Source organism: Streptomyces sp. NBC_01520, assembly GCF_045040375.1.
In the GTDB taxonomy this organism is placed as follows: Bacteria; Actinomycetota; Actinomycetes; order Streptomycetales; family Streptomycetaceae; genus Streptomyces.
In genome coordinates this window covers 7183094-7194036 of sequence record NZ_CP109404.1, presented here as the reverse complement: position 1 = coordinate 7194036, position 10943 = coordinate 7183094, and the positions used below count along the sequence as shown (strand labels likewise).

At 71.8% G+C, this 10943-nt stretch carries 12 protein-coding genes; 6 read left to right on the top strand and 6 right to left on the bottom strand.

Features of this window, described 5'->3' with window-relative positions; genetic code table 11:
* The first annotated feature begins 7 nt into the window (after positions 1 to 7).
* Positions 8 to 1198 (top strand): saccharopine dehydrogenase family protein, encoded by a 1191-nt coding sequence (locus tag OG524_RS32465; protein ID WP_405812182.1) that lies wholly within the window; start codon positions 8 to 10, stop codon positions 1196 to 1198.
* Positions 1199 to 1320: 122 nt separating this feature from the next.
* Here OG524_RS32465 and mmpA read toward each other — a convergent pair whose 3' ends face one another.
* Together mmpA and OG524_RS32455 are read right to left on the bottom strand one after the other, a co-directional pair.
* The gene (gene mmpA, locus OG524_RS32460; RefSeq protein WP_405386920.1) at positions 1321 to 1467 is read right to left on the bottom strand and encodes a morphogenic membrane protein MmpA; all 147 of its coding nucleotides are present in this window, start codon (positions 1465 to 1467) and stop codon (positions 1321 to 1323) included.
* Between the two features lie 99 nt (positions 1468 to 1566).
* On the bottom strand, positions 1567 to 2244 hold the full coding sequence (locus tag OG524_RS32455; RefSeq protein ID WP_405812181.1) for an endonuclease V: 678 nt from the start codon (positions 2242 to 2244) through the stop codon (positions 1567 to 1569).
* 192 nt (positions 2245 to 2436) lie between these two features.
* On the opposite strand from OG524_RS32455, the gene OG524_RS32450 reads away from it, so the two are divergent.
* On the top strand, positions 2437 to 2736 hold the full coding sequence (locus OG524_RS32450) for a YciI family protein (protein WP_405386924.1): 300 nt from the start codon (positions 2437 to 2439) through the stop codon (positions 2734 to 2736).
* Positions 2737 to 2741: 5 nt separating this feature from the next.
* Here the strand turns inward: OG524_RS32450 and OG524_RS32445 are convergent, their stop codons facing one another.
* The gene (locus OG524_RS32445) at positions 2742 to 3821 is read right to left on the bottom strand and encodes a WD40/YVTN/BNR-like repeat-containing protein (RefSeq protein ID WP_405812180.1); all 1080 of its coding nucleotides are present in this window, start codon (positions 3819 to 3821) and stop codon (positions 2742 to 2744) included.
* A gap of 183 nt (positions 3822 to 4004) precedes the next feature.
* On the opposite strand from OG524_RS32445, the gene OG524_RS32440 reads away from it, so the two are divergent.
* The 4 genes from OG524_RS32440 (at position 4005) to OG524_RS32425 (ending at position 8476) form a co-directional block, all read left to right on the top strand.
* Positions 4005 to 4421 (top strand): SsgA family sporulation/cell division regulator, encoded by a 417-nt coding sequence (locus OG524_RS32440; protein WP_405386926.1) that lies wholly within the window; start codon positions 4005 to 4007, stop codon positions 4419 to 4421.
* Between the two features lie 203 nt (positions 4422 to 4624).
* Positions 4625 to 6301 (top strand): ABC-F family ATP-binding cassette domain-containing protein, encoded by a 1677-nt coding sequence (locus tag OG524_RS32435; protein WP_405386928.1) that lies wholly within the window; start codon positions 4625 to 4627, stop codon positions 6299 to 6301.
* 178 nt (positions 6302 to 6479) lie between these two features.
* On the top strand, positions 6480 to 7454 hold the full coding sequence (locus OG524_RS32430) for an acyl-ACP desaturase (RefSeq protein WP_405386930.1): 975 nt from the start codon (positions 6480 to 6482) through the stop codon (positions 7452 to 7454).
* 128 nt (positions 7455 to 7582) lie between these two features.
* Positions 7583 to 8476: a chitosanase gene (locus tag OG524_RS32425; RefSeq protein WP_405812529.1), complete on the top strand. Its 894-nt coding sequence runs from the start codon at positions 7583 to 7585 to the stop codon at positions 8474 to 8476.
* A 27-nt stretch (positions 8477 to 8503) separates the two neighbouring features.
* Here the strand turns inward: OG524_RS32425 and OG524_RS32420 are convergent, their stop codons facing one another.
* The 3 genes from OG524_RS32420 to OG524_RS32410 form a co-directional block, all read right to left on the bottom strand.
* A complete protein-coding gene (locus OG524_RS32420; protein WP_405386932.1) occupies positions 8504 to 8755 on the bottom strand; it encodes a WhiB family transcriptional regulator in 252 nt (83 codons plus the stop codon).
* 123 nt (positions 8756 to 8878) lie between these two features.
* Positions 8879 to 9670: a VOC family protein gene (locus OG524_RS32415; protein ID WP_405386933.1), complete on the bottom strand. Its 792-nt coding sequence runs from the start codon at positions 9668 to 9670 to the stop codon at positions 8879 to 8881.
* Positions 9671 to 9867: 197 nt separating this feature from the next.
* Positions 9868 to 10941 (bottom strand): LLM class flavin-dependent oxidoreductase, encoded by a 1074-nt coding sequence (locus OG524_RS32410; protein WP_383800231.1) that lies wholly within the window; start codon positions 10939 to 10941, stop codon positions 9868 to 9870.
* Positions 10942 to 10943: the final 2 nt, after the last annotated feature.

The window sequence follows — 10943 nt, the reverse complement described above, 5'->3', positions numbered from 1 at the left end:
GTAACGCATGAACAGGCAGAACGGGGCAGAACGCCCCTATGACGTCGTCCTTTTCGGTGCCACCGGCTTCGTGGGGGAACTCACCGCCGCGTATCTGGCCGCCCACGCACCGGACGGCTTCCGCTGGGCCCTGGCGGGCCGCAGCCGGACCAGGCTGGAGAAGCTGCGCGAACGCCTCACCGCGATCGATCCCCGCGCCGCGGACCTCCCGCTGCTGACGGCCGACGCGGACGACACCGACGCGCTGCGCGGGCTCGCCGAGTCCGCGCACGTGGTCGCGTCCACGGTCGGACCGTACGTCTGGTACGGCGAGAAGCTGGTCGCCGCCTGCGCCGAGGCGGGCACGGACTACGCCGATCTCACCGGCGAGGCGGAGTTCGTCGACCGGATGTTCCTGGCGCACGACACCCGGGCCCGCGAGACGGGGGCCCGGATCGTGCACGCCTGCGGCTTCGACTCCGTACCCCATGACCTCGGCGTCTACTTCACGGTGCGGCAGCTCCCCGAGGACGTGCCGCTGACCGTCGACGGCTTCGTCCGCAGCAACGCGGTCTTCTCCGGCGGTACGTTCGCCTCGGTGCTCACCGCGATGGGCCGTGGCCCGCAGATGGTGCGGGCCGCGAAGGAACGCCGGCTGCACGAGCCCCGCCTGGTGGGCCGCCGGGCCCGCGCCCCGCAGGGCTCGCCCCACTTCAGCCGGGAGACCGGTACCTGGGCCCTGCCGCTGCCCACCCTGGACCCGCGCGTCGTGGAGCGCTCGGCGCGGGCGCTGGAACGTTACGGCCCCGACTTCCGCTACCGGCACTTCGCCTCGGTGAAGCACCTGCCGGTGGCGATCGGGGGGACGGCGGCCATGGGCGCGCTGGCGGGAGCCGCGCAGATCCCGGCCGTGCGCGGCTGGCTGATGGAGCGCTACGAGCCGGGCGCGGGCCCCGACGAGCAGCGCAGGAAGCGCAGCTGGTTCACGGTGCGCTTCATCGGGGACGGCGGTGGCCGACGGGTCTTCACCGAGGTGTCGGGCGGCGACCCGGGCTACGACGAGACGGCGAAGATGCTCGCCGAGTCGGCACTCTCGCTCGCGCTGGACGAGCTGCCCGCGACGTCGGGTCAGGTCACGACGGCTGTGGCGATGGGCGACGCGCTGCTGGAACGGCTGACCGCGGCGGGAATGGGCTTCCGGGTCGTGGCGGTGCGCTGAGCCGGGGGCTCCGGGGACGGGCGTTCCAGGGGCAAGGGCTCCGGAGGCGGGGGCTCCAGGGACAGGCGCTCCAGGGGCGAGCGCTCCAGGGGCAAGGGCTCCGGAGGCGGGCGCTCCGGAGGTCAGAGCATCCAGGCGGCCAGCGTGACGACCATGGACACGGTCCAGGCCACTCCCGCGACCACGCCCAGCGTCATGCCCACGGCGACGCCGCGCTGCGAGAGGTGTACGGTCCCGGTGCTCATCTGGGGTGCGCGCTGTTCGATCATGAGTACCAGCCTGCCCTCGATGTTCGACGAGCAGCATCCGTACATGTACTCAGTCGGCAACAATTCCGGCCGGCGGATGCGACGGCGGGACCACCGCGGTCAGGCGACCGCGTCGCGCAGGGCCGCCCGGCACAGCGCGTCGGCCCTGCGCGTGGTCTCCGGCTGCCGGAAGCCACGGGCCAGGGCGAGGGTGTGGGCGCAGGCGTCGTCCAGGCCGGTGCGGTGGCCGACGGAGACGAAGACGGGCTTGGTGCCGTCCTGGGTACGCAGCGCCCGGCCCACCTCCTCGTCGCCGTCCAGGAGTGGGGTGAAGTCGCCGCGCAGGGGGCCCGGTTGCTCGTACCGGAAGGTGAACGGGTTCTTCGCGACGCCGATGACCGGCAGGCCGGTGAGGACACCGAGATGGCTGGCGAGCCCGAACCTGCGCGGATGCGCCCGCCCGTAGCCGTCGCAGACGACGAGCCCCGGGTCGACGGGCAGTGCCTCCAGCGCGGCAAGCACCGTCGGGATCTCCCGGAAGGCGAGCAGCCCGGGGACGTAGGGGAAGGTCACCCGGCCCCGGGCGGTGGACTCGGCGACCACGTCGAGTGTCGCCGCGTCCAGGACGACGGCCGCCGCGACGACGACGTCCCGTTCGTCGTCGTAGGCGACGTCGACCCCCGTCACCCGGCCGGTACCGGGCGGCGGCCCGGACTCGTCGAGCACCACCCGGGGACGCAACGCGTCCTGGACGGCGCGGGCTTCGGCCTCGTCGGCGGGCATCCGGAAAGTCGTCATGATGCGGTGAGTCTAGGCAGTCCGGCCCGGATCACGGAGGCGGAGGGCCTCGCCCTCCGCAGGGGCAGCGGTCCTGGTGGGACGGACCTCCTGGTCGTTCTGGTGGGAACAGGGTCCGCCGGCCCGGGACGGCTTCGGCGCCAGGAACGGTGAGGGCCCGGTGGGAGGTCGCCGTCCCGTAGCCTGGCGGTCATGTTCGTACTCGAATTGACCTACACCGCACCGGTCGAGCGCGTGGACGCGCTGATGGCGGATCATGTCGCCTGGCTGGACGGGCAGTACGCGGCAGGGGTGTTCATCGCCTCGGGGCGGAAGAACCCGCGCGACGGCGGTGTGATCATCGCCGTCGGGGACGACCGCGCGCGGATCGAGGAGATCGCGGCGGACGACCCCTTCGCCGTGCACGGGGTGTGCGCCTACCGGATCACGGAGTTCCTCGCGACGAAGACGTCCGAGGCACTGGCCCCGTACCGGCAGCAGTTGCCCGGCTAGGCCGGCTACCGCAGCCGCGCGACCCTCCCCTTCTCCCCCGCCGCCCAGCAGCCGCCGTCCGCCGTGCAGTCCACCGTGTCGTACGAGCCGGTGTCCACGGTGCTCCAGGTGCGCCCGCCGTCCCGGGTGAGATCGGTGCCCGTGGGGCCGACCGCCAGTGCCGCCGACCTGCTGTGCGGGAGCCACGCGACGCCGGAACGGTAGGCCGGGGGCGGGGTGGTGGAGCGGTGCCAGCTGCCGCCGGCGTCGCCGGTGACGGCCGCCGCGTCGGGCGATGCCTGGCCGGCGCGGTAGTCGCCGCCGACCGCGATGCCGTGCCCACGGTCGCGGAAGGCCAGGCCGAAGACTCCGCGCGCCGGGTCCCCCGCCGGGATGCCCGACGCCGCCTCGGTCCAGTTCAGGCCGCGGTCGCGGGAGTGCAGCACACGGGCGGTGGCCGCGCCGCCGGTGGCCAGCCAGACGTCCTTGGCGCCCGCGGCGACCAGGCACTGGCCGCTCGCCGCGAAGCCGGCCTCGCCGGGCTGGGCGGCGGGCATCCCGGCGTCCGGCAGCACCCGCCAGTTCCGGCCGCCGTCCGAGGTCGACAGGATGCGGAACCTGCCGTCGACCGGGTCACTCATCGCCAGTCCGTGGCGGTGGTCGAAGAAGGTCAGGCAGTCGTAGAACGCCCGGGCGTCGGTGTTGCGGAAGGACTCGGTCCAGGTCCTGCCGCCGTCCCCGGTGCGCAGCACCCGGGACGCCTCGCCCTCACCGATGGCCAGGGCCACCGCCCGCCGTCGGTCGAAGGCCTCGATGTCACGGAACTCCAGGTCCCCCGCACCGGCCGGCGAGACGTCACGCCAGTGCCGTCCCCCGTCACCCGTGCGCAGCACCGTGCCCCCGGACCCGGCGACCCAGGCGGTGTCACGGCTGACGGCGGCGAGGCCGCGGAAGCGCGCGTCGGTGCCCGTGTCGGTGAGTGCCCAGCCCGGATTCCGCCGTTCGTCCGGCGCGGCCTGTGCCGACGGTGCGGCCAGCGCGGCGGTCACAGCCGCACCGCACAGCCCCAGTGCCATCAGTCGTCTCGTCTTCCCCATGGCCTTCATGGCGCTGGAAGCTAGCCGACGGGTGGTCACGCGTCCAGGGTGCGACGGGTGAAACGGGGCAGTCGATCAGGGGGAGGACGAGCGGTGACGCAGCTCACGCCACCCGCCGGTGCACGGATCGAGTCGTTCCGTCGTCTACTCCAATGCCGGGAACCGTTCATCCGACGCGAGAGGGAGCAGGTCTTGTCCAGCGTTATCGAGCAGTCCGTGCAGGCCCGCATGGTCGCATCCGCTCCGCGGATGGAAACCCTGCCCGCCACCCTGCACTACGACCGCGGGGACCCGTTCGCCGTCCGCATGGCCTTCCCGGCACCGGCGACCCTGGAAGGCACCGAGGTGTCCTGGGAGTTCTCCCGTGAACTGCTCACGACCGGGATCGACGAACCCGCCGGGGTCGGTGACGTCCGCGTGCGGCCCTTCGGGTACGACCGCACGGTGCTGGAGTTCCACGCGGTCGAGGGCATCGCCATGGTGCACGTCCGGACGGCCGAGCTGCGCCGCTTCCTGAAGCGGGCCCACGAGCTCGTGCCGGTGGGCGACGAGCACCGTTTCCTGGACCTGGACCGCGATCTCACCGATCTGCTGGGCGGGTCCGGCTGACGGGGCACGACCGGAATTCGGTTGCGGGCCGCGAGGCCCTCCTCGTAACGTGACCGGTGTCCTGTTGTCGTCGGATCGGAGAAGGACGTTGCTCCACATCTGAGGTGTCCGCACACCACGCCGCGTGGCTTTCCGCGCGCCTGTGCGACCCCCCGATGTCCGAGCCGTTCCCCGAGATTCACCGACGCTGCCGGGAGACACCTGTGCCTGCCACCACCACACACATCACCTGTTCCTCCCTGTCGTTCGCCTGGCCGGACGGCAGTGAGGTCTTCGACGGATTCCACCTGGCCGTGGGGCCGGGCAGGACCGGTCTCATCGGTCTCAACGGGTGTGGGAAGTCCACCCTCTTGCGCCTGATCGCCGGTGAACTCACCCCGTCGGGCGGACGGGTCACCACGGTCGGCGACATCGGTCACCTCCCGCAGAACGCCGTCCTGGACACCGGACTGCGGGTCGACGCGGTGCTGGGCATATCCGGGACGCGGGACGCGCTGAACGCCATCGAGGCGGGCGACGTCCGCCAGGAGCACTTCGCGACGGTCGGGGACGACTGGGACGTCGAGGAGCGCGCCCGCGCCACGCTGGACCGGCTGGGCCTGACCGGTGTCGCCCTGGACCGCACCGTCGGCGAGATGTCGGGCGGCGAGTGCGTGCTGCTGCGGCTGGCCGCGCTCCTGCTGGCCGGCCCCTCGGTCCTGCTGCTGGACGAGCCGACCAACAACCTCGACCTGTACGCCCGCAGGCGGCTGTACGACGCCGTGGACGCCTGGACCGGCGTGCTGGTCGTCGTCAGCCACGACCGGGAACTGCTGGACCGGGTGGACCGTATCGCCGATCTCAGGCAGGGCGAGGTCACCTGGTACGGCGGCAGCCTCTCGGCGTACGAGGAGGCGCTCGCCGTGGAGCAGCAGGCCGCGGAGCGCATGGTCCGGGTCGCGGAGGCAGATGTGCGGCGCCAGAAGCGCGAACTCGCCGACGCACAGGTCAAGCTGGCCCGCCGCCGGCGGTACGGGCAGAAGATGTGGGACACCAAGCGCGAGCCGAAGGCCGTCATGGGCCAGCGCAAGCGGTCCGCCCAGGAGTCGGCGGGCAAGCACCGCATCATGCACACCGAGCGGCTGGCGGACGCAAAGGAGCGGCTCGACGACGCGGCCGACGCCGTGCGGGACGACGACGAGATCCGCATCGAACTGCCGCACACCCAGGTGTACCCGGGCAGCGGTGTGCTGGTCCTGCGCGACCTCGAACCGGTCCACGGGCCGTCACTGCGGGGCGAGTGGGACCTGCGGGGCCCGGAGCGGATCGCGCTGGTCGGCCGCAACGGCTCGGGGAAGACGACGCTGCTGCGCACGATCGCCGGCGAGCTGGCGCCGGTCTCCGGCGAGGCGGCCCTCCAGGTGCCGGCCGGCTTCCTGCCGCAGCGCCTGGACGTGCTGGACGACGGGCTGTCCCTGGTGGACAACGTGGCCCGGTTCGCGCCGGACGCCACCGCCAACCGGATCCGGGCGAAGCTGGCGCACTTCCTGTTCAAGGGGGCGAAGGCGGACCAGCTCGCCGGGACGCTCTCGGGCGGGGAGCGCTTTCGGGCCACGCTGGCGGCACTGCTGCTCGCCGATCCCGCCCCGCGGCTGCTGATGCTGGACGAGCCGACGAACAGCCTCGACCTGTCCGGTGTGCACCGGCTGACCGAGGCGCTGGAGGCGTTCGAGGGGGCGCTGGTCGTGGCGAGCCACGACGTGCCGTTCCTGGAGTCGCTGGGCATCACCCGATGGCTGCTGCTGGACGCCGACGGGCTCCACGACATCGCCCCCGGAGACCTGCCGGAACAACCGGAGCCTGCTGCCCCACCGACGGAGCGCCGGACAGAGGAGGCCTGACCTGTCCGGACCGAGGGAGCCCGAATTGTCCTGCCTCGCACAGCCCCGACCTGCGCACATAGCGGTACGTAATCGGGCACTGCGAGGACCGGGCTTGGCTATGCCCTTACCGCCGCCTTAACCTACGGTCACGTAACCTACGAAGCCGTAGGTAATTCTCCCGTCCCCAGGAGCCCCCGTGACGATCACCTCTCCCCACCTCGGCAGTTCGAAGGCGTGGACCGACGCCCAGCTGCTGTACGCGCTGGAAGAGGTGGTGGAGAAGGAACTCAACCGCCATCTCAAGGTCGCCAAGGACTGGATGCCCCACGAGTACGTTCCGTTCACCGACGGCCGGAATTTCCCCGGCATCTTCGAGGACGGCGAAGCGTGGGAGACCAGCCAGTCCAAGGTCACCGACATCGGCCGGATCGCGCTCGTCGTGAACCTGCTGACCGAGGACAACCTCCCCAGCTACCACCACGAGATCGCCTCCCTCTTCGGCCGCGACGGCGCCTGGGGCACCTGGGTGCACCGGTGGACCGCCGAGGAGGGCCGGCACGGCATCGTGATGCGCGACTACCTGCTCACCTCGCGCGCCGTGGACCCGGACAAGCTCGAGCAGTTCCGCATGGCTCACATGGCGGAGGGCTTCGAGTCCGACAACCGCCACTCCATGCTGCACTCCGTGGCGTACGTCGCCTTCCAGGAGCTGGCGACCCGCGTCTCGCACCGCAACACCGGCCACCAGTCGGGCGACCCGGTCTGCGACCGCATGCTGGCCCGGATCGCGACCGACGAGAACCTGCACATGATCTTCTACCGCAACCTGCTCGGTGCCGCCTTCGAGCTCGCCCCGGACCTCACGATGCAGTCCGTGCGCGACGTCGTCGTCAACTTCCGGATGCCCGGCCACGGCATGCCCGGCTTCGAGCGCGCCGCCGCACAGATGGCGATCGGCGAGATCTACAACATGCGCATCCACCACGACGACGTGATCCAGCCCGTGCTGCGCTACCTCAAGGTCCTCGACATCGACGGCCTCGGCCCGGAGGGTCTGAAGGCGCAGGAGGAGATCGGCCTGTACATGAACGGGCTCGACACCGAGGCGTCGAAGTTCGACGAGAAGCTCGCCGCCCGCAAGGCCCGTATGGCGGCCCGCGCCAACGCCTGACCCGTCCGGAGGTGGTGGCGCGCGCTCCATCGCGCGCCACCACCTCCGCGCATTCCGCCCCGGAACGGGCGAACTCCTCGAACTCCTCCCACGGGTTCACGGAACGTACTCTGTGCCGGGTGAAACCTGTGACGCGTCTTGTTCTTTTCGGTGCGCCGATCGCCATCGTCGTATCGGTCCTGTTCAGCAGCAGGGGCGACTCCGGGCCGCCCGAGCTCGTCCCTCAGCCGGCCGGGTCCACCGGGGCGGGCTCGGCCCGCCCCGGGGCCGCGGCGGAGGACGACGGGACCGCGGAGAAGATCGACGCCCTGCCGCCCGGGCTGGCCGCCCCGGAGCTGAAGGAGATCGCCTCCCGGCTGCTGGCCAGCGCGGACGCATCCACACTGGACTGGCGCAGCCGGTACGGGGCGATCGAGGACCTCGGCGACGGCAACGGTTACACGGCCGGGATCGTCGGTTTCTGCTCCGGCACGAACGACATGCTGCAGCTCGTCGAGGCCTACACCGAGGACCGTCCGGACAATCCGCTCGCCCCGTTCCTCCCGGCGCTGCGCGCGGTGGACGGTACCGACTCGCACGAGGGCCTGGGCGCCGCCTTCACCGCCGCGTGGCAGGAGGCAGCCGAGGACCCTGCGTTCCGGACGGCCCAGGACCGGACCCGCGACAGGCTGTACTTCGAGCCCGCGGTCCGGCTGGCGAAGCTGGACGGTCTCGGCACCCTGGGGCAGTTCGTCTACTACGACGCGATGGTCCTGCACGGGCCCGGGGTCGAGGCGAACGGCTTCTACGGCATCCGCGACGCCGCGATGGCGTCGGCGGACACCGCGGCGGAGGGTGGCGACGAGACGGCGTACCTCGGCGCGTTCCTGGACGAGAGCCGGGCGGCGATCAGGGCCCGCACGGTCCAGCGCGACACGACCCGGATCGACACGGCCCAGCGGGTGTTCCTGCGCGACGGAAATCTGGAGCTGAGCACGCCGCTGGAGTGGGAGGTGTACGGCGAGACGTTCCGCATCCCGTGAGCGGACGGCTCCCCTGGACACGGCCGTTCAGCCCTCGCGGCGGCCTCTGCGCAGCCGGTCGCGCTCCTTCTCGGAGAGCCCGCCCCAGACGCCGAAGCGCTCGTCGTGGGCGAGGGCGTACTCCAGGCACGCCACCCGGCCCTCGCAGGCGTTGCACAGCCGCTTGGCCTCGCGGGTGGAACTGCCCGGTGCCGGGAAGAAGAACTCCGGACCGGTCTGCGCACACAAGGCTGTCTCCTGCCAGGCGAGCGCGTCGTCGGTCATCGTGTTGGTCTGCATGGCCACACGGTGCCCGGTCGCGATAAACACCTGATCAACGATTCATCAACCCGGCCCTCCCCGTCCCGCGCAGGCGGCCGGGCGGGACGCTCACCGTCCCGGCCGGCGCCGTCGAAACCGGCGCTACGGCATCGGCGCGGGCTTGATCACCGCGAAGTCCGCACCGGCCGGATCGGCGAACGTGGCGATCCTGCCGACTTCCGGCACGTCCATGGCGGCCATGGTCACCTTGCCGCCCAGCCGCTCCACCGCGGACACCGTTGCATCGCAGTCGTCCACGGCGAAGTACGGCAGCCAGTGCGGGCCCACCGCGGACTGGGTGGGTACGTCGTCGATGGGCACGAGCCCGCCGAACGAGGAGTCGGTGCCGCTGTCCCCCGCGGGGCGGACCATCGTGTACGTACCGCCGGGGAACGTCATGTCCTCGGTCTGCCACCCGAAGACCGTGTGGAAGAAGGCGGCGGCCGCCGGGACGTCCGGGGTGTACAGCTCGGACCAGATCAGCGAGCCCGGCTCCAGGATCATGCCGAGGCCGGTGTTCGTCCCGGGTTGCCACACCCCGAAGTACGCCCCGCCGTTGTCCGTGAAGCCGCCCATGCGCCCGTAGTCCAGGACGTCCATCGGGGGGAACGCGGCGGTGCCGCCGGCCTGCTCCACCGTCCGCGCGGTGGCGTCCGCGTCGGGGGTCTGGAAGTAGACCGACCAGGCGGGCTTCCCCTCGCCCTCGGGCACGGTCATGACGCCGGCGACGGACTTGCCCCTCAGCTGGTACATCCCGTACCCACCGGTCTCGGGTCCGCCCGGCACCAGCTCCCAGCCGAAAAGGCCCTGGTAGAAGGCCGTGGCCGTGTCGATATCGGGGGTGCCGAGGTCGGTCCAGTTGGGGGCACCGGTGACGAAACTGGGGTCGAGCATGGTGTGCTCCTCGGGCGAGTCGCGTGTCTCGCTCGCTCATCGTGCGGGCAATTCCCTGACCCTCCGAGTCTTGCACCGGGCACCGACAACCGCAGCCCGCACGGTCCGGCCGGGCACCGGGGCCGTGCGCCGGCCGGACCGGTCACGGACCGTGCGACCGCCGTACGCCGTCCCGCCGGACCCACCCGCGCGTGTCGTCAGCGTGTGACGCCGAGGGCCGGGAGCACCGTCTCCGCCACCCGGTAGGCCTCCTCCAGCAGCGGGTTCCCGGACAGGATGAAGGTGTCGACGCCCAGGTCCTCGAACTCCTTGAGGCGTTCGACGACCTGCGCCGTCGAGCCGACGACCGCCGTGCCGGGGCCCGGCCGGAACAGGCTCATGCCCGGCCACATGTTGGGGTGCGTCTCCAGCTCCCGTGCCCGGGCCGGGACCTTGCCCCCGTGCTGGCGGAACTGCCGCTGCCAGCCCACCCCGTCCTCCCCCGCACGGTCGCCGAGCTGTCGGGCGTACGTCGCCTCGCTCGTGACGTCCAGCAGCCGGTCGGCCGCCGCCCATGCCTCGTCCTCAGTGTCGCGGACGATCAGGTGGAGACGCAGCCCGATGCGGAGGGTACGGCCGTACGCGGCAGCCCGCGCCCGGACCCGCTCCAGCTTCTCCTTCAGCAGGTGCGGCGGCTCGCCCCAGGTGAGGAAGACGTCGACGTGCTCGGCCGCCATCTCGATGCCGGGGGCGGACGAGCCGCCGAACCAGAGCGGGATGTGCGGGTCCTGGACGGGCTTGAGCTCACGGAAGGAGGCGCCCGCGTTCTTCAGGTCGTAGAAGCGGCCCTTGTGGTCGAAGACCTCTCCGGCCGTCAGCCGCTTCACGATGGACCAGTACTCGGCGCTGAGCTCGTACCGTTCGTCGTGCTCGACGTGGAGTCCGTACTCCTGGAGCGACTTCGTGGAGCCGTTGACGACGTTGAAGCGCAGCCGGCCGCCGAAGAGCTGGTCGAAGCTGAGCGCCATCTTGGCCAGCAGGGTGGGTGAGATGAGTCCGGGGTGGACGGCGAGCAGGGGTTTGAAGCGGGTGCTGGTGGAGGCGGCGAGGGCACTTCCGAGCGGCCAGACGTCGTACAGGTCGGTGGCGAGCAGGGCGCCGCTGTATCCGAGCTGCTCCACGGTCCCGGCGAGCCGGCTGAGGTAGCCGAGGTCGGCGGTGCGGCGGCCTTCCGGTTCCCAGGGGTAGGCGCCTTCGCGCGGGATGATGTACCAGAGGACTTCGGTCGCCATGC

What these genes read in the sequence shown, in the direction of transcription:
- OG524_RS32465 (WP_405812182.1), top strand. Translation starts at nt 8, where the DNA reads ATGAACAGGCAGAACGGGGCAGAACGCCCCTATGACGTCGTCCTTTTC.
- mmpA (WP_405386920.1), bottom strand. Translation starts at nt 1,467, where the DNA reads ATGATCGAACAGCGCGCACCCCAGATGAGCACCGGGACCGTACACCTC.
- OG524_RS32455 (WP_405812181.1), bottom strand. Translation starts at nt 2,244, where the DNA reads ATGACGACTTTCCGGATGCCCGCCGACGAGGCCGAAGCCCGCGCCGTC.
- OG524_RS32450 (WP_405386924.1), top strand. Translation starts at nt 2,437, where the DNA reads ATGTTCGTACTCGAATTGACCTACACCGCACCGGTCGAGCGCGTGGAC.
- OG524_RS32445 (WP_405812180.1), bottom strand. Translation starts at nt 3,821, where the DNA reads ATGAAGGCCATGGGGAAGACGAGACGACTGATGGCACTGGGGCTGTGC.
- OG524_RS32420 (WP_405386932.1), bottom strand. Translation starts at nt 8,755, where the DNA reads ATGCAGACCAACACGATGACCGACGACGCGCTCGCCTGGCAGGAGACA.
- OG524_RS32415 (WP_405386933.1), bottom strand. Translation starts at nt 9,670, where the DNA reads ATGCTCGACCCCAGTTTCGTCACCGGTGCCCCCAACTGGACCGACCTC.
- OG524_RS32410 (WP_383800231.1), bottom strand. Translation starts at nt 10,941, where the DNA reads ATGGCGACCGAAGTCCTCTGGTACATCATCCCGCGCGAAGGCGCCTAC.